Annotated in this window: 21 protein-coding genes; 11 read left to right on the plus strand and 10 right to left on the minus strand. The window is 71.9% G+C overall.

Features of this window, described 5'->3' with window-relative positions; genetic code table 11:
- Positions 1-15: 15 nt before the first annotated feature.
- Entirely contained in the window at positions 16-945 is a 930-nt protein-coding gene (locus ACZ3I4_RS35340; RefSeq protein WP_465386605.1) for a helix-turn-helix domain-containing protein, read from the minus strand.
- A 213-nt stretch (positions 946-1,158) separates the two neighbouring features.
- Here ACZ3I4_RS35340 and ACZ3I4_RS35345 point away from each other — a divergent pair, with 213 nt between their 5' ends.
- The 5 genes from ACZ3I4_RS35345 to ACZ3I4_RS35365 all read left to right on the plus strand — a co-directional run bounded on the left by ACZ3I4_RS35345 (position 1,159) and on the right by ACZ3I4_RS35365 (position 6,708).
- Positions 1,159-2,289, plus strand: a complete 1,131-nt coding sequence (locus tag ACZ3I4_RS35345; protein WP_465386434.1) for a type III PLP-dependent enzyme — start codon at positions 1,159-1,161, stop codon at positions 2,287-2,289.
- Between the two features lie 30 nt (positions 2,290-2,319).
- Entirely contained in the window at positions 2,320-3,639 is a 1,320-nt protein-coding gene (locus ACZ3I4_RS35350; RefSeq protein ID WP_465386435.1) for a DUF4832 domain-containing protein, read from the plus strand.
- 53 nt (positions 3,640-3,692) lie between these two features.
- Complete coding sequence (locus ACZ3I4_RS35355) at positions 3,693-4,064, plus strand: nucleotide pyrophosphohydrolase (RefSeq protein WP_465386436.1); 372 nt, start codon at positions 3,693-3,695, stop codon at positions 4,062-4,064.
- A 92-nt stretch (positions 4,065-4,156) separates the two neighbouring features.
- Positions 4,157-5,557 (plus strand): polyprenol phosphomannose-dependent alpha 1,6 mannosyltransferase MptB, encoded by a 1,401-nt coding sequence (mptB, locus tag ACZ3I4_RS35360; RefSeq protein WP_465386437.1) that lies wholly within the window; start codon positions 4,157-4,159, stop codon positions 5,555-5,557.
- Entirely contained in the window at positions 5,554-6,708 is a 1,155-nt protein-coding gene (locus ACZ3I4_RS35365; protein ID WP_465386438.1) for a glycosyltransferase 87 family protein, read from the plus strand. Before mptB ends, ACZ3I4_RS35365 begins: the two co-directional genes overlap by 4 nt.
- Here the strand turns inward: ACZ3I4_RS35365 and ACZ3I4_RS35370 are convergent.
- Complete coding sequence (locus ACZ3I4_RS35370) at positions 6,683-7,651, minus strand: CHAT domain-containing protein (protein ID WP_465386439.1); 969 nt, start codon at positions 7,649-7,651, stop codon at positions 6,683-6,685. The two genes, ACZ3I4_RS35365 and ACZ3I4_RS35370, sit on opposite strands and share 26 nt — an antisense overlap.
- The gene (locus tag ACZ3I4_RS35375; protein ID WP_465386440.1) at positions 7,555-8,832 is read right to left on the minus strand and encodes a hypothetical protein; all 1,278 of its coding nucleotides are present in this window, start codon (positions 8,830-8,832) and stop codon (positions 7,555-7,557) included. The genes ACZ3I4_RS35370 and ACZ3I4_RS35375 overlap by 97 nt, the downstream gene beginning before the upstream one ends.
- Positions 8,833-9,586: 754 nt before the next feature.
- Here ACZ3I4_RS35375 and ACZ3I4_RS35380 point away from each other — a divergent pair.
- Positions 9,587-10,063: an NUDIX domain-containing protein gene (locus ACZ3I4_RS35380; RefSeq protein WP_465386441.1), complete on the plus strand. Its 477-nt coding sequence runs from the start codon at positions 9,587-9,589 to the stop codon at positions 10,061-10,063.
- Here the strand turns inward: ACZ3I4_RS35380 and ACZ3I4_RS35385 are convergent.
- The 5 genes from ACZ3I4_RS35385 to ACZ3I4_RS35405 are packed head-to-tail and all read right to left on the minus strand — an operon-like array spanning position 10,042 to position 14,845.
- The gene (locus ACZ3I4_RS35385) at positions 10,042-11,103 is read right to left on the minus strand and encodes a VWA domain-containing protein (RefSeq protein WP_465386442.1); all 1,062 of its coding nucleotides are present in this window, start codon (positions 11,101-11,103) and stop codon (positions 10,042-10,044) included. The two genes, ACZ3I4_RS35380 and ACZ3I4_RS35385, sit on opposite strands and share 22 nt — an antisense overlap.
- Complete coding sequence (locus tag ACZ3I4_RS35390; protein ID WP_465386443.1) at positions 11,103-12,071, minus strand: VWA domain-containing protein; 969 nt, start codon at positions 12,069-12,071, stop codon at positions 11,103-11,105. Before ACZ3I4_RS35390 ends, ACZ3I4_RS35385 begins: the two co-directional genes overlap by 1 nt.
- Entirely contained in the window at positions 12,072-12,956 is an 885-nt protein-coding gene (locus ACZ3I4_RS35395; protein WP_465386444.1) for a DUF58 domain-containing protein, read from the minus strand.
- Between the two features lies 1 nt (position 12,957).
- Entirely contained in the window at positions 12,958-13,968 is a 1,011-nt protein-coding gene (locus ACZ3I4_RS35400; protein WP_465386606.1) for an AAA family ATPase, read from the minus strand.
- 37 nt (positions 13,969-14,005) lie between these two features.
- Positions 14,006-14,845, minus strand: coding sequence for a S1C family serine protease (locus tag ACZ3I4_RS35405; protein ID WP_465386445.1), 840 nt, complete (start codon positions 14,843-14,845; stop codon positions 14,006-14,008).
- A 103-nt stretch (positions 14,846-14,948) separates the two neighbouring features.
- Here ACZ3I4_RS35405 and ACZ3I4_RS35410 point away from each other — a divergent pair, with 103 nt between their 5' ends.
- The 5 genes from ACZ3I4_RS35410 to ACZ3I4_RS35430 all read left to right on the plus strand — a co-directional run bounded on the left by ACZ3I4_RS35410 (position 14,949) and on the right by ACZ3I4_RS35430 (position 19,580).
- Positions 14,949-15,446 (plus strand): TspO/MBR family protein, encoded by a 498-nt coding sequence (locus tag ACZ3I4_RS35410; RefSeq protein ID WP_465386446.1) that lies wholly within the window; start codon positions 14,949-14,951, stop codon positions 15,444-15,446.
- Between the two features lie 95 nt (positions 15,447-15,541).
- Positions 15,542-17,284, plus strand: a complete 1,743-nt coding sequence (locus ACZ3I4_RS35415) for a beta-propeller fold lactonase family protein (RefSeq protein ID WP_465386447.1) — start codon at positions 15,542-15,544, stop codon at positions 17,282-17,284.
- The gene (locus ACZ3I4_RS35420) at positions 17,281-17,742 is read left to right on the plus strand and encodes a sigma factor-like helix-turn-helix DNA-binding protein (protein ID WP_465386448.1); all 462 of its coding nucleotides are present in this window, start codon (positions 17,281-17,283) and stop codon (positions 17,740-17,742) included. Before ACZ3I4_RS35415 ends, ACZ3I4_RS35420 begins: the two co-directional genes overlap by 4 nt.
- The gene (locus tag ACZ3I4_RS35425) at positions 17,739-18,431 is read left to right on the plus strand and encodes a zf-HC2 domain-containing protein (RefSeq protein WP_465386449.1); all 693 of its coding nucleotides are present in this window, start codon (positions 17,739-17,741) and stop codon (positions 18,429-18,431) included. The genes ACZ3I4_RS35420 and ACZ3I4_RS35425 overlap by 4 nt, the downstream gene beginning before the upstream one ends.
- Before the next feature lie 72 nt (positions 18,432-18,503).
- Entirely contained in the window at positions 18,504-19,580 is a 1,077-nt protein-coding gene (locus ACZ3I4_RS35430) for a hypothetical protein (protein WP_465386450.1), read from the plus strand.
- A 4-nt stretch (positions 19,581-19,584) separates the two neighbouring features.
- Here ACZ3I4_RS35430 and ACZ3I4_RS35435 read toward each other — a convergent pair whose 3' ends face one another.
- Together ACZ3I4_RS35435 and ACZ3I4_RS35440 are read right to left on the minus strand one after the other, a co-directional pair.
- Positions 19,585-20,724, minus strand: a complete 1,140-nt coding sequence (locus tag ACZ3I4_RS35435; RefSeq protein WP_465386451.1) for a hypothetical protein — start codon at positions 20,722-20,724, stop codon at positions 19,585-19,587.
- Positions 20,721-21,233, minus strand: a complete 513-nt coding sequence (locus ACZ3I4_RS35440; RefSeq protein ID WP_465386452.1) for a SigE family RNA polymerase sigma factor — start codon at positions 21,231-21,233, stop codon at positions 20,721-20,723. Before ACZ3I4_RS35440 ends, ACZ3I4_RS35435 begins: the two co-directional genes overlap by 4 nt.
- Between the last annotated feature and the right edge of the window lie 54 nt (positions 21,234-21,287).

Below are 21,287 nucleotides of genomic sequence, written 5' to 3' on the forward strand. Positions count from 1 at the left end.
AGACCGCTGGCCCGCCTACAGCCAGCCTCGTCGTCCCGCCTGGAACGCCAGACCGGCCCGGGTGTCGACGCCGGCCGCCTCCATCAGCCGGTCGAGGCGGCGCTGGACGGTCCGGCGGCTCACCCCGAGCTGGGTCGCGATGGACTTGTCGGGCAGCCCGGCGACGAACAGCGACAGCAGCAGCTTGTCGGGCTCCTCCTCGCTGCCGTCGGGCAGCAGCGGGGTGGCGCGTTCCCAATAGCTCTCGAACAGGGCGACCAGGGCGTCGAGGAGCTCGCTGGGGCGGATCAGCGCCGCGGTGGGCTCCCCGACGCCGCGGGCCGCGTCGGGGACGAGCGGGCAGATCGCCAGGTTCCGATCGGCGACGGCCAGGCGTACGGGAAGGACCGGAAGCGTGCGGGAGAGCTCCCCGAGCTTCATCGCGTCGACGATGCTGTCCAGCTCCCCGGGCTTCTCGAGCAGCTCTCGCTCGTAGATCGCGCGGTAATGCACGCCGCGTTCGAGGGCCGAGGACTCCTCGGTGTTCTCCGGGCCCTGCATCGCGATCGGATTGGCCCGGCAGAACCAGAGGATCTCCTCGCGGGCCGAGTCCTGCATCTCCCGCAGCCGGTCGCGCAGGGCGGATGCGCCGACCACGATCTCGACCAGGTGGTCGGGGCTGCGGCGGCGGGTGTTGGTGCGGTAGTCCTCGCTCAGCGACGCGACCAGCCGGCGGGCCGACTCGAGAGACTGCTGCTCGCGCAGCAGGGCGTCGCCCAGCGCGACGTCGGCCGGCAGGGCGTGAAAGGTCGGGCCGGCCGTGGCCAGCCCCTTGCGGTGCAACGCCTCGAGCAGGGCGCCGGCCTCGTCGGCGGGCAGGCCGGCCTGCTCGGCGAGATCGGCCGGGGCGGCGCCGGTCATGCGGACGAGCAGGCGGTAGGCGTGCTGCTCCGAGGCGGAGAGCATGTCGAACACGGCGCCAACAGTAATGATGTTGGCAAATCTTTCGTTCCGTCGTCCTTCTTGTCACAGTCGGATAACCACGGAAAGCATCGACGGAAGTACGCTGTGTGCAACCGCAAGCCCGTCACTCTTATCGCAAGCCCGTCACGCTCATCGAGCCCGTCACGCTCACCGAGATCGTTGCCCCGTCACCGATGAGGACACGAAGCCATGACAGTGACCGCAGATGCACAACAGTTCCTGCAGGCCGGCCTGGATCAGACCCCCTGCCTGGTGATCGACATCGACGTCGCCCGCACGCAGTACGAACAGATCGCCACCGCGTTCGCCGGAGCCGGCATCCACTACGCCGTGAAGGCCAATCCCGAACTGCCGCTACTCAGAGCGCTGGTCGCTGCGGGATGCAAGTTCGACGTGGCCAGCCGGGCCGAGATCGACCTCTGCCTCGCGGCGGGCGCGTCCCCCGGCGACCTGAGTTACGGGCATCCGATCAAGAAGAGCGAGGACATCGCGTACGCGTACGCCCGTGGGGTTCGCCTCTTCACCTTCGACAGCGAGGGCGAACTCGACAAGATCGTTACGCATGCGCCGGGGTCCTCGGTGCTGTGCCGGGTCCTCGCGTCGAGCGACGGCGCCCGGTGGCCACTCTCCCGCAAGTTCGGATGCGTGCCCGAGATGGCGGCCGAGCTGATGAAGGTGGCCGCGCTGCGCGGGCTCGACCCGGCGGGCGTCGCCTTCCACGTGGGTTCCCAGCAGCTGCATCCGGACCGGTGGGAGCCGTCGATCGCCACCGCGGCCTGGATCTTCAAGGTGCTCGAGCAGTCGGGCATCACGCTGCGGATCCTGAACGCGGGCGGGGGCTTCCCGGTCGCGTACCGCACCCCGGTCGCGCCGATCGGCGCCTTCGCCTCCTCGATCGAGACCGCGATCCGCCGGCACTTCGGCCACCGGGCGCCGTCGCTCATGATCGAGCCGGGCCGCTACATCGCGGCGCCCGCCGGTGTGCTGCACACCCAGGTCGTGCTGGTGGCCCGCAAGTCCTACGACGACGAGCCGCGCTGGGTCTACCTCGACGTGGGCCGGTTCGGCGGCCTGGCCGAAACCGAGGACGAGGCCATCCAGTACGAACTGGCCACCGCGCGCGGCGGCCCGAGCGGCCCGGTGATCCTGGCCGGCCCCACCTGCGACAGCGTCGACATCCTCTATCAGCACGCGCCCTACGATCTCCCGCTGGACCTGGCGGCCGGCGAGGTGATCCGGATTCTCGGAACAGGCGCGTACACGGCAACCTATTCGGCGGTCGGCTTCAACGGCCTGCCCCCGCTACGAACCATCGTTTCTCCTTGAGTAGGCCCTGACCCGGCCGATTGCCGGTGCATGCGTCTGCTTTCCGTCGCGGCCCTGGCCGTCGCCGTGCTCCTGCCCGGCACGGCCCAGGCCGCGACGCCCGCACGGGCCGGGTCGTCGGTGACCCGCGCCTATGCCGCGTCCTCGGAGGTCATCGCCAACCCGGGACGGGGCTTCTTCACCTACAGCGAGACCCATCTCGGCCCGTCCTTCGAGCCCCTGAACGCGGCCGATCTCGCCCGGGCCCGCACCGGCTCGGCGCGAAGCCTCGTCTACCGGCACTACTACCTCGACCGTTTCACTTCGGTTGATCGACTCCCGTCGGCCGATCTGACCCTGATCGCCGCCGACTTCACCGCCGTACGGGCCGCCGGCGTCAAGCTCGTCCTCCGCTTCTCGTACAGCGAATCCTCCCCGGCCGACGCCCCAGTGGCCCGCGTCCTCGGGCACATCGCCCAGCTCGGCCCGCTGCTCAAGGCCAACGCCGACGTGATCGCGGCCTTGCAGGCAGGCTTCATCGGCCAGTGGGGCGAGTGGTACTACAGCGACAACTTCTCGCAGTCCCCGGGCGTGCTGACCGACCGGAACCGGGCCGACCGCCGGTCCGTGCTGTCCGCCCTGCTCGCCGCGACCGCCTCCACCACCCAGATCCAGGTGCGCACCCCCGCCTACAAACGCACCCTGTTCCCCGCGACCGCCCGCCTCGGCATTCACAACGACTGTTTCCTGGCCGGCCACGACGACTACGGAACGTTCACCGCCCCCGACGACCAAGCGTGGCTGTCCTCGTCGACGACCACTCTCGTGGGCGGCGAGACGTGTGACGTGTCGTCACGATCGTCGTGGCCCAACGCCGGCGCGGAGATGGCCCGCTTTCACTGGACGTACCTGAACCCGTCCTTCAACCTCTCGGTGCTCGACTCGTGGGGCGATTCCGGCCGCGCGGAAGCCGCCCGCCGCCTGGGCTACCGCCTGCGCCTGGTCAAGGCCTCACTTCCGGCCACCGCGCGCCGGGCCGCCACACTCACCGCTCAGCTGACCCTGACCAACGACGGCTACGCCGCCCCCATCGGCAACCGCCCGCTCAACCTGCTCCTGACCACGGGCGCCAAGACATCCGCGATCCGCATCCCGGCCGACCTGCGTTCCGTGCTCCCCGGCAAAGCAGTGACCGTGCGCGTGACCTTCCCGGCCCCTGCCGCCGGCTCCTACCGCCTGTCCCTGTCCCTGCCCGACCCCTCCCCACGCCTGGCCACCACCCCCGCGTACGCGATCCGCCTGGCCAACCCGGGCATGTGGGACACCATCACCGGCCGCAACAACCTCGGGGTCACCCTCAAGGTCAGCTGAGCGGCCGGGGCGTCGACTTGTTGATCGGCCTGGGCGGGCGGTAGAGAAGGCTGGTGTCTTCCGTCGGTGAGCTGACCCTGCTGGTGCGCGAATTCGCCCGGGCCCGCGAGTGGGAGCGGTTTCACACGCCCAAGAACCTGGCCATGGCGCTGGCCGGGGAGGTAGGGGAGTTGCTGGCCGAACTGCAGTGGCTCACCCCGGAGCAGTCCGGCGCGGTGATGAGTGATCCCGAGATCGGGCCCCGGGTGCGGGCCGAGATCGGGGACGTGACGATCTATCTCGTCCGGCTGGCCGACGTGCTCGGCATCGATCTGATCGACGCGGCCGTCGACAAGCTCGAGGAGGCCGGGCGGCGGTACACGGTGGAGGCGGCTCGCGGCTCGGCCGGAAAGATCGCGGCCGGCGACGACGTGGTTGCGGACTGAGGCAGGCGGGCCTGCTGCCCTGCCATCGGGCCGTCACGTGGGGGACGGCATCTCGTCCCCGCGGCGACACCCTTCATTGAAAGGGTGCTGCCGTGCTCAGAGATCACGCCGTGCCGGCGCGCGTCACGGGGTTCGCCGGATCCTGTCTGGTCGCGCTCGGTGGGTTCGGCGCCGGGGCGCTGCCGGTCGGGATTCCGTTCTTCGCCGGGCTCAAGCATGCGCGGATCGGGCTGGTCGGCGTCTACAGCGGTCTCGCGCTGCTGCTGCTCGCCTGGTGGTGGTACGGCCGGGTCACCCGCAACGACGGCGAGGCGGACCGCGGCACCTGGCGGACCCTCGCCCTGTGGGCCGGTCCGCTGCTGGTCGCGCCGCCGATGTTCAGCCGGGACGTGTACAGCTACATCGCCCAGGGCGTGATGCTCGGTGACGGCTACGACGTCTATCGGTCCGGGCCGTCGGCGCTCGGGGGTTTCCTGGCCGAGCAGGTGCCCGCGATCTGGCAGCACACCCCCAGCCCGTACGGGCCGGTCTTCCTCTTTCTGGCCGATCGGCTGACCGCCCCGATCGGCGAACACCTGCTCACCGGCGTGATCCTGATGCGGCTCCTGGCCGTGGCCGGTCTGGCGCTCCTCGCGTACGTGCTGCCGATCCTGGCCCGGCAGGCGGGGATCAGGCCTGCGTCGGCGCTGTGGCTGGCCGTGCTCAACCCGCTCGTGCTGATCCACTTCGTCGGGGGTGCGCACAACGACGCCCTGATGGTCGGGCTGCTCGCCGCCGGGCTGGCCGCGGCGGTCCGCCACCGGCCGATCGTCGCCACCGTGCTCGTCGTGGCGGCGGCGCTGGTCAAGGCGCCGGCCGCGCTCGGGCTGGTGGCGGTCGCGGTGATCTGGGCTTCGCATCGGCCCGGCCGGCTGGCCCGGCTGCGCGCCTCGGCCGCGGTCGGTGCGACGGCGACCGCCGCGACCGCGGTGTTCACGCTGATCGCGGGCACCGGGTACGGCTGGATCTCGGCCCTCGACACCCCGATCTCGCCCGGGAACCTGTCGCTGACCGGCGTGCTCGGCCGATGGACGGCGGACATCCTGCGCGACGACGGCGTCGGCGACGACTTCGTCATGAACCTGTGGCGCTGGCTGGGCGTGCTCGCCACCCTGATCGTCGCCGGTCTCGTGTGGACCGGCCTGGGGCGGCTCGGCCCGCTCTACGGCCTCGGGATCGTGCTGGTCGCGGTGGTCGCGTTCGGCCCGGCGCTGCGCCCCTGGTACGTGATCTGGGGTCTGGTGCCGCTGGCCGCCGCGGCCGGGCACCGCTGGGTCCGCCACCTGCTGGCCGGCGCGTGCGCGGTGCTGGTGCTGGTGGTGCTGCCCGACGGGTTCGCCGCCGACGCCGAACGGTTCCTGCTGGCGACGCTGGGTGCGCTCCTGGGCCTTGCCGCCTTCGCCGGGGTACGCCTGGCCACCTCGCCCGCCGTCTATCGGCCGGCCGCACGATGAGGCGACCCCTGGGCCCGTACGGGCAAGCCTTGATCGTGGTTGTCGCGGCGATCGCCGTCGGCGTGTTCCTGGTGACGGTGCCGACGTTCCGCGAGTTCTTCGACCTGGGCGTCTATCGCGGGGCGGTGCGCTACTGGCTGCTCGACGGCGGCGACCTCTACGACTTCCTCTACAACGACACCGAGTACGGCTTCACCTATCCGCCGTTCGCCGCGCTCGTCTTCAGCCCGCTCGCGCTGACCAACTGGCCGGTCGCCGTCGCCTGCAGCCTCGTCGTCAACGCCGCCGCCGTGATCCTGCTGCTGCGCTGGTTCGTGGCCCCGGTGGTGCGCCGCCAGGTCTGGCCGCTGTGGATGACCTGCTCGCTGGCGTTCCTGGCGGTGCTCGTCTTCGAACCCGCCCGCGACACATTCAGCTTCGGCCAGGTCAACCTGGCGCTGCTCCTGCTCGTCGTCCTCGACCTGCGCGCGCTCACCGAGGGCCGGCGCTGGGCCGGCGTCTTCATCGGCGTGGCCTCCGCGATCAAGCTGACGCCGGCCGTGTTCATCGGCTACCTGATCGTCACCCGCCAGTTCCGGGCCGCGGCGGTCGCCTCCGGCACCGCGGCCGCCGCCACCCTGCTGGCCGTCCTGATCGCCCCGACGACGTCGGCCCAGTTCTGGCTCGGCGCCCTATGGGACACCGGCCGCGTCGGCCGCCTCGAATACGTCTCGAACCAGTCGCTGCGCGGCGTCATGGCCCGCCTCGAACTGCCTTCGGTGTGGTGGCTGGCCGCGGTCGCACTGGTGCTGGCCATCTGGTTCCTCCGCGTCCAGAGGATCGACCACGGGGCCGGTTTCGCGGTCACCGGCATCGTCGCCTGCCTGATCAGCCCGGTCACCTGGGTGCACCACCTGGTGTGGCTGCTGCCGGCCCTGTTCCTGCTGACCGACGACGCCCTCCGCGCCGGCTCCCGTCGCCGCTTGGCCGCCCTGGCCACTGTCTACGTCGTCCTGAGCAGCAGCGTGGTGTGGCTCTGGTGGGCGGGCGCAACCGGCTTCGCGGCGGCGATCGGAAGCAACGCGTACGTCTGGATCAGCCTGGGCCTGCTGCTGGCCGTCCCGTTCGGGACCCGGGAGCGCGAACTCACCACGAGTAGCCCGTCATCCTGAAGGCCCCCCACGACCACACGCCGTACGCGCGCTGGCCCTGCACATGTCGGCGCCACCGCGGATATTCGCGGTCGAGCAGCTCGGCCGCGCCGGCCACGGCGGGATCGTCGGCCGGCAGCGTGCCGCGCAGCAGGTCACACGCCTGCCGATAGGCCCGGGCCGGGCCGGCGCCCGCGGCCAGCGCCGAGTGGAGGGCCGTCGCGAACACCATGGCGATGACGTCGTTGACCTCCCACAGCGTGGAGATCACGACCCGGGCGCCCCGGGCCAGCAGGGCGGCGTCGAAACCGCGCGGAGTCTGAACGAGCGGACCGCGCGCACGGTGCGCGCCGCTGTGGCAGGCGTTCAGCACCGCCACCTCGACCCCGCGCAGGTCTCCCTCGGCGAGCACGTCGGCCACCGTGAGCACCTCGGAGCCGGCCAGCGCGATGCCGTTGGCCCACCGGTCGTCCGCGACGTAGCCGTGACACGCGATGTGCAGGACACTCGCCCGCCGGCCGTCCGTCATGACCGCGGCCGCGGTCGCCTTCGCGCCCTCCAGAGTGCGCGCCTGCGGATAGACCTGCCGGAGCAGCCGCATCTCGGCCTGGGCGGCCGGGAGTTCCGCATCGCCGGGCATCACCAGCAGCGGGACGGAGTGTCCGGTCCGGCGTAGCCGGGTCGCGGCGGCGACCACGCGAAGCGACGGCGCATAGAGCACTTCGTCGAAGACATCAGCCAGGGCCGGAGAACCGGGTGAGGTGCCGGTCGGGGCGGCGTGCAGCGGCGCGAGATCCAGCGGCGGAACGGGGCTGACGATCAGCCGCCGCACCCCCAACGGCTCGAACGTCTGCCGTAGCGGGCGGGCTATGTCGGCCAGAGCTTCGCAGAGCGCGGACACCAGCGCGGTCCGGTCCCCGGGGGAGCGGTCCGAGGCGCCGAGCTCGCGGATGATCTGTTCCATCTCCCGCGTCCTGATCTTGCCCAGGTCGATCCGCCCGCTCCGCAATCCGTCCGAGGTGCGGGCGAACCAGACGGCGGCCAGCATTCCGGGGGCGGCCTCGGCGGTGCCCAGCGCCGGATAGATGTGAACGAAGGCGGTGTCCTCCGGCAGCGCATCCGTCTCCGGTCCGGCCGAGCGCTGCTCTGGACCCCGGGCCCGGCTGCGGGCCGCCGCGACCCGATCCCGGGCCGCCTCCAGTTCGGCCGGTCCGGCCGCCCGGGCCCGCAGCCGGGCCAGGTCACGGCCGGCCTCCTGGAAATCGCGCCACTTGTCGACCGGGACGCCGGCCGGGGCTCGGCATGCATCTCGTCCAGCAATTCCTCGCCCCGCGCGGTCTCGCAGGCCATAAAGATCGAGGAGGTCATCTCGTCCGGGCCGGAAACGAAGAGCCAGGGCAGGCGGTCGACGTCGGGCCCAACCCGGGCGCGGAGCACCGCCATCGCGACGTCGGACAGCATCTCCTTCAGCTCTTCCGGCAGCCGCACCGTAGCCACGCCCGATACAACCAGATCCTCGCGGTCGCGGAGGCGCACCACGATCAGACGCAGCACACCGGTGGTCGCCAGCAGAAGCAGATTCCAGGCGTTGATGATGTGGCGCAGATCGAACAGGAACGGCGCAACGAGAGCGTCCGACTTGTCGCCGAACCACAGATCGACGTGCTGCCGGTCGTCGTCGCCGTGCACACCGAAGCGGCCGCCGCCGGCCAGATCACTCAGGATCAGACGCTCCTCCTCGTCGGTCCGCGCGGTCGCCAGCCACACCACCTGCGGCCCGGTCCGGCCGTGCCAGAAGTCGCCGCCGCCATCGACGAGCTGCTCGTTGATCCAGCCCGGGACCGGTGTGCCGGACGGCGTCTCCAGGTCGGGCAGCGCGTCCCGTCCCCAGATGTCATAGGTGTGGTGCCGGCGGCCTGCTTCGAGGCACCGATCGCGATAGTCCAGGTTGTCGGTCCGGCCGAGCAGCAGTTCGGTCTCCCAGCCGGTGAGGCCGCCGATGAAACCTGAGAATCCCCGCTTCCATACGGCGACGTCGCGGGCGAGGTCGTCGGCCAGTCCCGCGGCCGCCTGGTCGCCGGTGCGGCCCCGCAGCTGGGTGATCCACTGGTCTATCCGGCGAACCTGAGAGACCCGGCGGCGCACCTCGGTCAGGTCGGGTCGCCCGGCGTCGACCGGCGGATCTTCCCGGTTCCGGAGCAGCGCGGTGGCTTTCCCGGTGGCCGACGCCTCGTCGAGGGCGGCCGGAAGAACCGAGTACGGCGTCGAGGACCATGTCGAGATGTTCGCCGCTTGCCCCGGGCCACAGGCGTGACATCTCCCGGCGTACGGCAGCGGGGTCGCTCTCGCTGAGTCGGTGGGCCACCCAGAACTCGATGACCATCGTGCTCCACCCGGCGACGTCCCACCAGCGGGGCTCCGGCATTCCCGTCGATCGCGCCGTGGCGACGACCGGCTCGACGAGCCGCTTCACGACGTCGTCGATCGACGCGTCGGCCACCAGCCCGGCCGACCGGAGTTCACGGGCGATCATCGGGGCCGACAGGCTGTCCAGATCGGACGCCGCGGTGTACGTCGCCGTCAGGGCGCGGCGCAAATCGGTGAGCTCACCCGCGTCGGCCACGACGACGTCGGCGCCGGGCGGCCACAGATGGTTCACCACCCGGCCGACCATGTCGTCGATCCACCCCTGGCGGACGAGGGCAAGCTCTTCGGTCCGCATGGGAGAACGGTATGCCGTACGGCTACAGCGTTGTCACCCGCTGCGCCCGGGCCGGGGGCGGGTTCAGCCACTCGTGGGCGGCCAGCTGGACCAGCGTGGGCAGCAGGTCGGTCGAGCGGCGCAGCAGCCGGCCCGGCGGGCGAATAACGGCCTACGGTCGCGGGCTACCGTCGCCGCATGACTCTTGGTGACTTCTGGACCCGGCTGCCGACGAAGCTGGTCGGCGCGGGCGCGCTCCTCACCGACGACGCCGGCCGGTTCCTGGTCGTCGAGCCCACCTACAAGGACGAGTGGGAGATCCCCGGCGGCGTGGTCGAGGCCGGTGAGTCCCCGCGTACGGGCGTTCGGCGCGAGCTGCTGGAGGAACTGGGTCTCGCGCTGACCGTCAACGAACTGCTGGTGATCGACTGGGTTTCGCCGCGCCCCGACCAGCCGGGTCGGCCCGACGGTCTGATGCTGGTGTTCGACGGCGGTGACCTGACCGCCGGCCAGATCGATCGGATCGTGCTGCGGGCCGACGAGTTGCGCAGCTACCGCTGGTGCACCGAGGAGCAGGCGGCCGGCCTGTTGAGCCCGCACCTGGCCCGCCGCATGTCGGCCGCCGTCAAGGCGAGGGCGGCCGGGATGCCCCGCTATTTGGAGGACGGTTTGTAGGCGACCGGCCGGTTCCACCACAGGCTCAGACCCACCGCGGTGACGACAAGCAGCGAGGCGGCCAGCACGAACCAGAACGTGATCTCGACGTCCTGCTTGCGCAGGTTGAACTCGCGGGGCAGGTCGGTCAGGACCTCCACCAGCTGGTCGGCGTCCTCGGCCCGGAAGTAGCGCCCGCCGGTCGTGTCGGCCACCTGGGTCAGCGCCTGCTCGTCGATCTCCTGGTTGCGCCCGCCGCCGCGTCCGCCGCCCCAGCCGCGGCCGCCGAACGGGGAGTCGCCGCCGATCTGGTCGGCCGTGCAGACCATCGGCGCCGGCTCGGTGGTGCCGAAACCGATTGTGTAGACCCGTATCCGCCGGGCCGCCGCCTGCTCGGCCGCGGTCACCGGGTCGACGCCCGTGGTGTTGGAGCCGTCGGTGAGCACGACGATCGTGTCGGGTTCGTAGTCGCCCAGCTGCCCGGGCGTGCCCAGGTCGACTCCGGTCTTGGCCACCCTCGGGTTGCTCTCCGCGATCGCGTCGATCGACGTGAGGATCGCCTGCCCGATGGCCGTACCGCGGGCGGTCCGGAGAGTGTCGATCGCGTCGAGCAGCGAGTCCTTGTCGGTCGTCGGGGCGACCAGCAGGCCGGCGATGCCGGAGAACGCGACCAGCCCGATCCGGGTCCCGTCCTGCTGCTCGCGGACGAACTTGCGGGCGGCGTCGGTGGCGACGGTGAACCGGTTGGGCTGCACGTCGGTCGAGCACATCGAGCCCGACACGTCGATCGCCAGCAGCACCGACGTGCTGTTCGACGGCATCGACACCGAGGCCTGGGGCCGGGCCGGCGCGAACCCGAGCGACAGCAGCCCGGCCAGGAACAGGAAGACCGGGATGCGCCGGCGCCACGACGTGCGCCCGGGCAGCGCGGCCCGGATCAGGGCGACGCTCGACACCGTGATCGCCGAACGCTTGCGGCGCCGGTTGAGCCACCAGCGGATCGCCAGCAGCAGCGGCACCGCGAGCAGGGCGGTCAGGGCCCACGGCCAGCTGAACGACATCAGACGATCCTTCCGTGCCAGCGGGTGCCGAGCACGGCACCGAGCATGAGCAGCAGCAGGGCGGCGCCGGCGAACGGCGCGGTCAGTTCGAGCGGCTCCTTCTTGGCGGTCAGCCGCAGGTCGATCGACTTGGTGGTGTCGTTCAACGTGTCGGCGTCCCCGGCCGGCAGATACTCCCCGCCGGTCGTCTTCGCGACCGCCGTCAGCAGCGACTCGTCGAGCGCCGTGCCCAGCTGGAACCCGTCCACCTCGACGGTTCCGCCGCGCTCGGTTCCCACCCCCACGGCCTGGATCCGTACGCCCGCGGCCGCGGCCAGCTCGGCGGCGGCCTCGACGTCGGGCCCGCCCGTCTCCTGCCCGTCCGAAAAGATCACGATCGTTGCCGACGGCCAGTAGCCGAGATCGGGTGCGGGCACGCCGTCCTCGGGCAGCGTGACCGGCTTGCCGGTGATCGTGCCCAGCCCGACCAGGATGGCCTGCCCGAGCGAGGTGCCGCCGCTGGCCGACAGCCGGCTGATCGCGGCCAGCGCGGCGGCGTGGTCGTCGGTCGGGGCCTGAGTGAGCAGCGCCTGGTCACCGAAGACGAGCACGCCCACATCGACCGTCGCGGGCTGCTCCTCGACGAACTGCTTGGCCGCCGTCTGGGCCGCGGCCAGCCGGGACGGGGTCACGTCCTCGGCGCGCATGCTGTTCGACACGTCGAACGCGAGCAGCACGGTCCCCGACACCCGCGGCACGCTGACCTCCGCCTGCGGCCGGGCCAGACCGACGAGCAGGATCGGAAGGGCGAGCAGGATCAGCCCGTACGGGAGATGCCGCCTGATCGTCGCTGTCCGGCTCGGCGCGGGCGCGAACCCGGCCGCGGTGAGCGCGGCCGTCCGTCGTTTCTGCAGTTTCCCGTACGCCGCCACGGCCGCGACCGTGACGAGCGCGGCCACCGCCAGCAGGGCCGGATAGAGGAAGCTCACTCATCGCCTCCGGCCCGAGCGGCCGACCAGGTCGACCAGCGCCGCCAGCAGATCCTGATCGGTGGTGACGCGCTGGGCGCTGACCCCGGCCCGGCGCATGCCGGCGGCCAGCTCGTCCTCGCGGGCCCCGGCCTGTTCGGCCAGCCGGCCGCGCAGCAGCGGATCACTGGTGTCGACCAGCAGCTGCTCGCCGGTCTCGGCGTCCTCGACCAGGATCACGCCGAGGTCGGGCAGCTCGACCTCGGCCGGGTCGACCACGCGGATCACCACGACCTCGTGCCGGTGGGTGAGCCGGGCCAGCGGCCGGTCCCAGCCCGGGTCGCCGATGAAGTCGCTCATCACGAAGACCAGGCTGCGCCGTCTGCTCGTGGTGGCCGCGGCCAGTCGCAGCATCGCACTGAGGTCCGTCGTCCGGCCCGGTTTACCCCTGGCGGCGGGCCGCAGCAGCTCGCGGGTGATCCGCAGAACCTGGTCGCGGCCGCCGCGGGGCGGGATCACCTGGTGGCTGAGGTTGTCGAAGAGGATCGCCCCGACCCGGTTGCCGCCCCGCGAGATCAGCCGCGCGATGCTGACCGCGAGCTCGGTCGCCGTGGACTCCTTGCCGGCGCCCTGGCCGAACCGCATCGACGCCGACCGGTCGATCACCAGCCACGCGGTGAGCTCACGGTCCTCGGTGTACTGACGCACGTACGGCTCGTCAAGCCGCGCGGTGACGTTCCAGTCGATGTGCCGGACGTCGTCCTCGGCCGAATACAGCCGCAGGTCGGTGAAGTCGATACCGGCGCCGTGCCACACCGTGCGGTAGTTGCCCTGCAGCCGCCCGTCGAGGCGCCGGCCGAGCCGCCATTCCAGGCGTCGCAGCAGCCGGTCGGAAGCCGAGGCCATGTCAACGGCCCCGGCCGGCCGGCTCCGGGATCGACACGTTGGCCAGAACTTTCTGCAGGATGACGTCGGCGGTCACGTCGTCCGAGAGCGCCTCGTACGACAGCACCAGCCGATGCCGCATCACATCGAGCACCAGATCGGTCAAATCTTCCGGTACGACGTATTCGCGCCCCCGGATGAACGCGAGCGCCCGGGCCGCGAGCACGAGGCTGATCGACGACCGGGGGCTGGCCCCGAAGGTCACGTACCGGGCCAGGTCGCTGAGGCCGAGGCGGGCCGGATCGCGGGTGGCGTGCGCGAGCTGCACCGCGAACTCGATCAGCGACGGGTCGACGTACACCCGATCGGCCTGTTGTTGCAGCCCGACCAGCGTCTCCGGGTCGATGATGCGCTGGATGACCGCGGCCGGGGCGAGCGCCCGCTCGACGACGACGAACTCCTCGGTGACGCTCGGATAGCCGACGATCACCTTCATCATGAACCGGTCGGTCTGCGCCTCGGGCAGCGGATAGGTGCCCTCGGTCTCGATCGGGTTCTGGGTGGCCATCACGAGGAACGGGTTGGGCACCTTGTGGGTCTCGCGCCCGATCGTGACCTGCCGTTCCTGCATCACCTCGAGCAGCGCCGACTGCACCTTGGCCGGGGCCCGGTTGATCTCGTCGGCCAGCAGCAGGTTGGTGAAGACCGGGCCGAGCTGCACCTGGAACTCGCCGGTCGGCTGGTGATAGACGCGGGTGCCGACGATGTCGGCCGGCACCAGGTCGGGCGTGAACTGCACGCGGTGGAAGTCGCCGCCGATCGCCTCGGCCAGCGACTTCACGGCCAGGGTCTTGGCCAGGCCGGGCACGCCCTCGACCAGGATGTGCCCGCGGGCGAGCAGCGCCACGAGTAGCCGCTCGAGCAGCATGTCCTGGCCCACGATGGTTTTCTTGACCTCGTAGAGCACCTTTTCGATCGGACCGGCTGAGGCCGGCGGGGCGTCGGTCCAGTTGTAGGCGCCGCGTGCCGGCATGTTCATGCGTCCCGTCCCTCTGTGCTCTCGGTGCCCGTTACAGCGGTGGGTTGCGGCCGTCGCCCTCACCGGCGCCGAGCGCGGCCCCGATCGGGACGGCGAAGCCGATGCCGATGAAGGTGCCGGCGTCGGTCGGGTTGGCCAGCGCGACCACGACCCCGATCACCTGGCCCTGGTCGTTGATGAGCGGCCCGCCGGAACTGCCCGGGTTGACCGCCGCGTCGAACTGGATGAGCCCCGTGATGTCGCCGCCCTTGTCGCGGCTCAGTGTCCGTTCGAGCCCCGAGACGACACCGCTGGTGGTGGTCGCGGTCAGCCCGAGCGGGTTCCCGATGGCCACCACGTCGTCGCCGATCCCGGCGCCGCCACCGAGCACCGCGGGCACCAGCGTCTCGGGCAGCTTCTCGGGGGTCAGGGTGGCGATGTCCCGCGCCGCGCTCTGCGACGCGACCGCCGCCGGCGACTCGGTGCCGTCGGCGTACGAGATGGTGATCGTCTTGGCCCCCTCGACGACGTGGAAGGCCGTGAGAATGGTGCCGTCGGCATTGACGACCACACCCGTGCCGGTGTCGGCACCCTGACCGCTGCCGGTCGCCTTGATGAGCACCACCGAGGGCCGCAGCGCCTGATAGACCTGCGGCACCGTGAGCGGCGCGTCCGACGAGGCAGCGGCGGAGGGTAGCGCCCGGGGCGGCGTCCCGGCCTCGCCCCCGTCACGGAGCAGCACCACGGCCGTGATCGCCACGGCCCACACCGCAACCGCGCCGACGAGAAGCTTGCGGCGCAGATCAGCCTTTTTCCACCACTTCGGCGGGGGCTCCTCGGCCCTGGGTGGTGCCTGCTCCCGGCCCGCGGGCCGGAGCACCTCCATCTCCATCCATCGACTGTAGGAGCGTTTCCTCAAAACTCCATCAACGAGTGCGCTTTGTGCCCGTCTGCGAAGCCCGTTTCACGTGGCCGCCGACGGGCATTTGTCAGAGATGAACCAAGCCACGCTGCACCTGGGTTCGCCGCCGCGTCGTCATCGCTGGCTCGCGCTGGCCGGGTTCGGCGTCGCGGTGTTCGTGGCGGCCGCGATCGGCGGGCTCGGGGTGGCCGGCACCAGCGCTGAATACAACGGGCTCGAGCAGCCCGCCTGGGCGCCGCCCTCGTGGCTGTTCGGCCCGGTCTGGACCGTGCTCTACGTGATGATCGCCTTTGCCGGGTGGCTCGCCTGGCAGCGCGCGGGCTTCACGTTGCCGCTCTGGCTCTTCTCGGCCCAGCTCGTGCTCAACGCGATCTGGACGCCGCTGTTCTTCGGCGCCGGGCAGTACGGCCTGGCCTTCGCCGACATCGTGGTGCTCTGGCTGCTGATCGGGGCCACGGTCGTCTCGTTCTGGCGGGTTCGCCGGGCCGCCGCCCTGCTCCTGCTGCCGTACTGGGCCTGGGTCAGCTATGCCACGGCGCTCAACCTGGCGATTTGGCAGCTCAACAACTGAAGATGCCAAATTCGTTCCGCGTCTTCCCTTGAGGACACTCGTCACCGCATGATGATCGCGGGGACACTATGAGTGAAACTGGGCTACCGCAGAGCGTGTTGACCGAGATCGGCAGTCCGATCCGGGAGTCCCGGCTGGCCGGGGTCGAAGGGCTGGCCCGGCTGACCTGGGGCGCCGATCTGGCCATGGCCGCTGCCGCACGGCAGGCCCTGCAGCAGATGACCGACGACGACAGCCGCGCGGTGTCGGCCGCGGCCGCTGCCGCGCTGGAGCGCAGCGCCGTCCGCCTCGATCCCGAACGCCTCGACTTCGGCACGGTCGCCGCCGAGACGCCGCGCCTGGTCGCCGACGTGCGGGTCGAGGGGCCGCCGCTCGCCGTCGCCGGCGCCACCGTCACCGTTTCCGGTCCGGGGCTGCGCGCGATGCTCAACGACCGGACGCTGCGGATCATGTGGCTGCCCCGCTCCGACTGGCTGGACGGCTCGGTGACCGTACGCGGCCCGGCCGGCTGGGCCGACGTACGGGTGACCGGTCAGGTCGGCGGGGCCGGTGCGCCGTTCGCGGCCGTGAGCGCGCCGCCCGCCCGGGGAGCCGTCGACTACGGCACCTCCCGCGGCGGCGAACCCGAGGGCCTGCGGACGTACGACGGAGGGATGGTCGCCGGCGGCTACGGCCCGGCCCGCGTCACCGTCCTGCCCGCGCCGCCCGCACCGGCCCGGCGCCAGATCGGCACCACGGTTCTGGTCGCGATCCTCACCACGCTGGTCGTGCTGGGCGGGGCCGGGGTCGCGATGACCCTGCTCGACGACCGCCGCCCCGCGGACACCCCGCTCGTGGCCGCGCCGCAGGCCAGCGCCCAGGTAAAGGCCGAGATCGAGGAGACACCGGCGCCCGCGCTCACGAAGGTGCCGCTGGCCGCCGCCCGGGTCCGGAGCGTGGCCAAGCCCCTGGTGATCGGCACGATCCGGGTCGGCACCGAGCCCGAGGGCGTGGTCGTCTCGCCCGACGGCCGGACGATCTACGTCGCCAACCAGAACAGCCGGATCCTGTCGATCGTGGACGCCGCCACCCGCAAGGTCGCCCCGGTGGTGTTGCGCAACAAACCGCGCTTCGTCGCCGTGTCCCGCGACGGCCGCACGGTGTTCGTCTCGATGTACGAGGACGACAAGCACACCGGCAGCGGCGTGGCGGTCGTCGACGCGGGCAGCCGCAAGGTCATCCGCTATCTCGACACCGGGCACATGCCGTACACGCTCTCCGTGGCCCCCGACAACAAGCTCTGGGTGCCGATCCACAGCGACGGCCGGCTCGAGATCTTCAGCCCGGGCACGCTGCGCATGGAGTCGGAACTGCCGGTGCGGCCCAACCCGCACGCGGTCGGGTTCTCCGGCGACCAGATGCGCGCGTTCACGGCCAACCACGAGTCCAACGCGGTCTCGGTGATCGACATGCGGACCAACACGGTGATCCGCAACATCGGGGTGTCGCGGGCGCCGCACAGCATCGCGGTCGCGCCGGACGGGCGGATGGCGCTGGTCGCCGGGTACGAGGCGGACACCGCCGACCTGATCGACACGGTAACCCTCAAGCGCACCGGCCCGTTCAAGGTGGGCCGGGATCCGCAGAACGTCGCGTTCTCGGCCGACAGCCGGTACGGCTACGTGGTGAACGAGTTCGACGGCACGGTGTCGGTGATCAACGGCCGTACGGGCACGGTCACGGCGACGATCAAGGTGGGCAAGAGCCCGCGCACGATCGGGGTGTCGCCCGACGGCCGCCTGGCCTACGTGTCCAACGGCGGCGACAACACGATCTCCGTCCTGCGGGTGGGGGAGTGAGCCGACGCGACCGGACCGCCGGTGAGGTGCTCGTCCGGCGGCTCTTCGCCGAGCACGGTGCGGCCCTGGTGGCGTACGCGACCCGGCTGAGCGGCGACCGCGCACGGGCCGAGCGGATCGTGCGCGAGACCCTGCTGCGCGCCTGGTCGTCCCCCGCCGCCCTGAGCGAGGACCGGGGTGCCGTACGGGCGCATCTCTTCCCGATCCTGTGTGCCGTGGCGGCCGAGCAGGGCGTGCCCGCGGCGCCGGCCGGGCCGATGGAGATGCTCACCGCCGTGGGCACGCTTCCGCCCGAGCAGCGGGAGGTATTGAACCAGTTGTACTTCCAGGGGCGTGACGTCAAAGAGGCGGCGGCGTCGCTCGGTCTTCCGGCCGAGACGGTGAAGTCCCGCAGCTACGAGGCGTTGCGCCGGTTGCGGGAGGCGCTGCGGGCCGCCCAACCGACGGGAGTTCCATGAACGGCCACCAGAACGAGCAGCTCGGGGCGTACGCCCTGGGTGTTCTCGACGACGACGAGTGGGCGGCCGTGCACGCCCACGTCGAGGACTGCCCGCAGTGCCGGCGCGAGGTGGGCGACCTGCGCGAGATGGAGGAGCGGCTCGGCGAGATCCCGCCCGAGGCGTTCCTGGAGGGCCCGCCCCTCGACGGCGACCTGCTTCTGCACAAGACCCTGCGGCAGGTACGCGACGAGGGCCGTGGCCACGACCGGCGGCGCGGGGCATTGTGGACGCTGGCCGGGGTCGCCGCCGCCGTGATCGCGCTGGCCGGCGGCCTGTACGCGGGCCGTTCCACCGCGCCCGCGGCCGACGACGCGCAGATCGTGGCGGCGGCGAGCGCGGCCGCGCCCCGGGTGCTGACCGCGCTCGACCGGACGACCGGCACGGCGGTGAACGTGACCATGACCCCGGCCGCGGGCTGGGTGCGGCTGAGCGCCACGGTGGCCGGGGTGCCGGCCGGCTCACAGTGCCGCCTGTTCGTGGTGGCGAACGACGGCCGTCGCGAGTTCGCCGGAAGCTGGCTGGTCAGCGAGTCCGGCGCGAGCGAAGGCACCAAGGTCGACGGCAGCGCGCTGGTGGCGCCGGCCGACGTGGCGGCGGTCCAGGTGGAGACGTACGCGGGGCAGGTTCTGGCCACGGCCACTATCTAGAACCCGCCCACGCGCATATCATCAGATCGTGGTTGCTCGATCGACTCAGCGTCACGAGATCTGGTCCCGGCAATGACCGGCGCCGGATGGGTCGCGTTGTCGATCGTCATCTTCGGCTCGCTCTGTTACGCGACCGCCTCGATCCTGCAGGCCCTCGGCGCCCGTCGCAGCCGCGGCACGGCCCAGACCATGGCCCACCCGCTCTATCTGGCCGGCATCTTCTTCGACATCCTGGCCTGGGTCGGCGCCATCGTCGCCCTGCAACAGCTCGCGGTCTACGTCGTCGAGTCCATTCTGGCCGGCTCGCTCGCCCTGACCGTGCTCGGCGCGCGCGTCTGGCTCGGTTCCCGGCTGCGGCGCCGCGACTCGGCGGCCATCCTCGTCACGATCGTCTCGCTGACCTTCCTGGCCTTCTCGGCCGCCCCGCAGCACGAGGTGCACACGCCCGGCGAGCTGCGTTTCGCGCTGTGCGGCGCGGCGGCCGCCATGGTGCTGGTCGGCTATGGCGCGGTCAAGGTCGACGCGCCCGGCGGGGTCATCGCCGCCTCCGCCGGCCTTTCGCTCGGTGGCGCGGCCCTGGTCGGCCGCTCGCTGCCGGTGCCCGAGGGCGCGGGCGCCGGCGAGACCGCGATGGCCCTGCTCACCGACCCCCTCACGGCCGCCCTGCTGGTCTTCGCGGGCACCGGCATGACCCTGTACGCCCACGCGTTGCAGCACGGCGATGTCGGCCCGGTCACCGCGATCCACTGGACGGCCGAGGTGATGGCGCCGTCCGTCGTGGCCGTCGTCTTCCTCGGCGACACGGTCCGCGACGGCTGGCTGCTTCCGGCCGGCATCGCCTGCGCCCTCACCGTCGGCGCGGCGATCGTGCTGGCCACCGCCCCCGCCACGCACGCCACCCACGTCGAGGCGGCCCCCACCGAGGAACCCGTTCCGGCCCTGCCGCCGCAGGCGCCCCGCCACGCGCTGGCCGCACCCCCGCTGCCGGTGCTGGCTCAGCCGACCGGCGAACGCGTCATCTGGTGGGGCCCGCCCCCGATCTGGCGCCCGCCGGACCGGGGCCGCCCGGTCGAACCGACGTACCGCGCCCTGGCCCTGCCGGCCGCCGCGCCCCGGTTCGTCTGGGCCGCCCCGCCCCGCCGCCGCTAGACCGTCAGCACTTCCACACCCGCGGCTGGGACGACCCGTTGCCGTCCGGCGTCTGGATGTTGCCGACGATCAGGCCCGTGTTCGACACACTTCGCGCGAAGGCGACCCGGTCCTTCGGCGCGGCAAGCTCGATCGGTTTGCCGTCGCGGAAAGCCTGGCCCGACGCCACCACCCACGCGTCGCGGTTGACCGACTCGCCCGGCCCGTCGCCCTCGAGCTGGGTGAGCGCGCCGGTCCGCAGGTTCCACAGCGCCGGCTTCCCGTCCCCGTCGCCGGGCCACAGGCCGCCGGTGGCCCAGTCGCCCTCCACCGCGTGCGCGATCGCCCTGGTGTCCTTGGGGGCGGCCAGCTTGCGGCCCTTGCCGGTGCGGTCCCAGGCGTACGCGTCCTCGCCCTGCCCGTTCACGAAGGTGCCGCCGACAATGGTGCCGTCGTCGGCGATGTCGTAGACGTTGGCTTCGGTGGGCAGCGGCAGCTTGACCGCCGTGGACGAGCCCGCCGCCCAGAACAGCGCGATGCTGTCCTTGCCCTCGATGTTCCCCTTGGGCTCCGCGTTGATGACGATGTCGCCGGTCGCGTTCATCAGCGGCCACGGATAGAGCGTCCACCGGCCGGCCGGGGTCTTCATGCGGACGTAGCGGCCGTTCTCGTAACGGAAGACGTAGTCCTCGTTGCCCTCGGTCGCCAGGCCGGCCACCACCCCCCGCGCGTTCACGGTGGTCAGCTGCACCGACTCCTCGATCTGAGGCAGCCGCCGCGGCACGCCGTCCGTCCACAGGATCGGCCGGAAGTCCTGGCCCCCGACGTCGTGACCGAGGACGTAGCGTCCCGAGACGTCGACGACCTCGGCCGTGGCCCCCTTCGAGTCCTTGGGCAGCCGCAACACGCTGCCCTGGCATTTCTCCGGGGCGGCGGCCACGACCGGAGCCGGCCGAACCGGCGGCGGCGTGCCGGGGTCCTTCATGACGGTGGGCACTGCCACCACGACCCCGGTCGCGAGCGCCACCCCGCCCGCCGCCTGCCACGATCGGCGGCGAAAAGTCCGGCGCCGGCCCGCCTCGAGCAGCGTCTCCGCCTCGAGACGACTGGGCGGCGCTGTCAGGGCCTCGAGTTGGTCCCGCAATTGCTGTTCGTCGTCGTTCACGACCGCTCCCTTTCGGCCACCCGGGCCATGGTTCCGCGGAGAGTGGCCAGCCCGCGCGCGCACTGGCTCTTGACGTTGCCCGTCGAACACCCCAGCGCCTCGGCCGTCTGCTCGACGGTCAGGTCCCCGAAGTAGCGCAGGACCACCACGGCCCGTTGCCCCTTCGGCAGGGTCCGCAGGGCGGCCGTCAGCGTGTCCCGATCGCCGAACCCGGCGTCGGCCCCCGGCGCCGCCTCGGCCGCCTCGGGCACCTGGTCGCCCAGCAGCACCCGCGACCACCGGCGGCGGCGCTCGTCCAGATAGCGCCGCACCATGATCCGGTGGACGTACCCGTCGAGGTTGTCGGCCGCCGCGGCCCGGCGCCAGTGCACATAGAGCGCCGTCAGCGTGGCCTGCACGATGTCGTCCGCCTGGTGCGCGTCCGAGCACAGCATGTACGCCATCCGATGCAGGCGCGGCAACCGCACCCGCACATATTCGACGTACTCCCGGTCCTCTTCGGCCCGCATCCGCGTCCTCCCCGTCCTGTCGCCTCTATGTCGGCGGCGGGGGCGTCAAAGGTT

The organism is Actinoplanes sp. NPDC021490 (genome assembly GCF_055562135.1).

Excerpts from the sequence above, each read along its gene's own strand:
- ACZ3I4_RS35425 (WP_465386449.1), top strand. The coding sequence starts at position 17,739 with ATGAACGGCCACCAGAACGAGCAGCTCGGGGCGTACGCCCTGGGTGTT.
- ACZ3I4_RS35350 (WP_465386435.1), top strand. The coding sequence starts at position 2,320 with ATGCGTCTGCTTTCCGTCGCGGCCCTGGCCGTCGCCGTGCTCCTGCCC.
- ACZ3I4_RS35440 (WP_465386452.1), bottom strand. The coding sequence starts at position 21,233 with ATGCGGGCCGAAGAGGACCGGGAGTACGTCGAATATGTGCGGGTGCGG.
- ACZ3I4_RS35365 (WP_465386438.1), top strand. The coding sequence starts at position 5,554 with ATGAGGCGACCCCTGGGCCCGTACGGGCAAGCCTTGATCGTGGTTGTC.
- ACZ3I4_RS35400 (WP_465386606.1), bottom strand. The coding sequence starts at position 13,968 with ATGCCGGCACGCGGCGCCTACAACTGGACCGACGCCCCGCCGGCCTCA.
- ACZ3I4_RS35385 (WP_465386442.1), bottom strand. The coding sequence starts at position 11,103 with ATGTCGTTCAGCTGGCCGTGGGCCCTGACCGCCCTGCTCGCGGTGCCG.
- ACZ3I4_RS35395 (WP_465386444.1), bottom strand. The coding sequence starts at position 12,956 with ATGGCCTCGGCTTCCGACCGGCTGCTGCGACGCCTGGAATGGCGGCTC.
- ACZ3I4_RS35340 (WP_465386605.1), bottom strand. The coding sequence starts at position 945 with ATGCTCTCCGCCTCGGAGCAGCACGCCTACCGCCTGCTCGTCCGCATG.
- ACZ3I4_RS35370 (WP_465386439.1), bottom strand. The coding sequence starts at position 7,651 with ATGGAACAGATCATCCGCGAGCTCGGCGCCTCGGACCGCTCCCCCGGG.
- ACZ3I4_RS35410 (WP_465386446.1), top strand. The coding sequence starts at position 14,949 with ATGAACCAAGCCACGCTGCACCTGGGTTCGCCGCCGCGTCGTCATCGC.
- ACZ3I4_RS35430 (WP_465386450.1), top strand. The coding sequence starts at position 18,504 with ATGACCGGCGCCGGATGGGTCGCGTTGTCGATCGTCATCTTCGGCTCG.
- ACZ3I4_RS35380 (WP_465386441.1), top strand. The coding sequence starts at position 9,587 with ATGACTCTTGGTGACTTCTGGACCCGGCTGCCGACGAAGCTGGTCGGC.
- ACZ3I4_RS35405 (WP_465386445.1), bottom strand. The coding sequence starts at position 14,845 with ATGGAGATGGAGGTGCTCCGGCCCGCGGGCCGGGAGCAGGCACCACCC.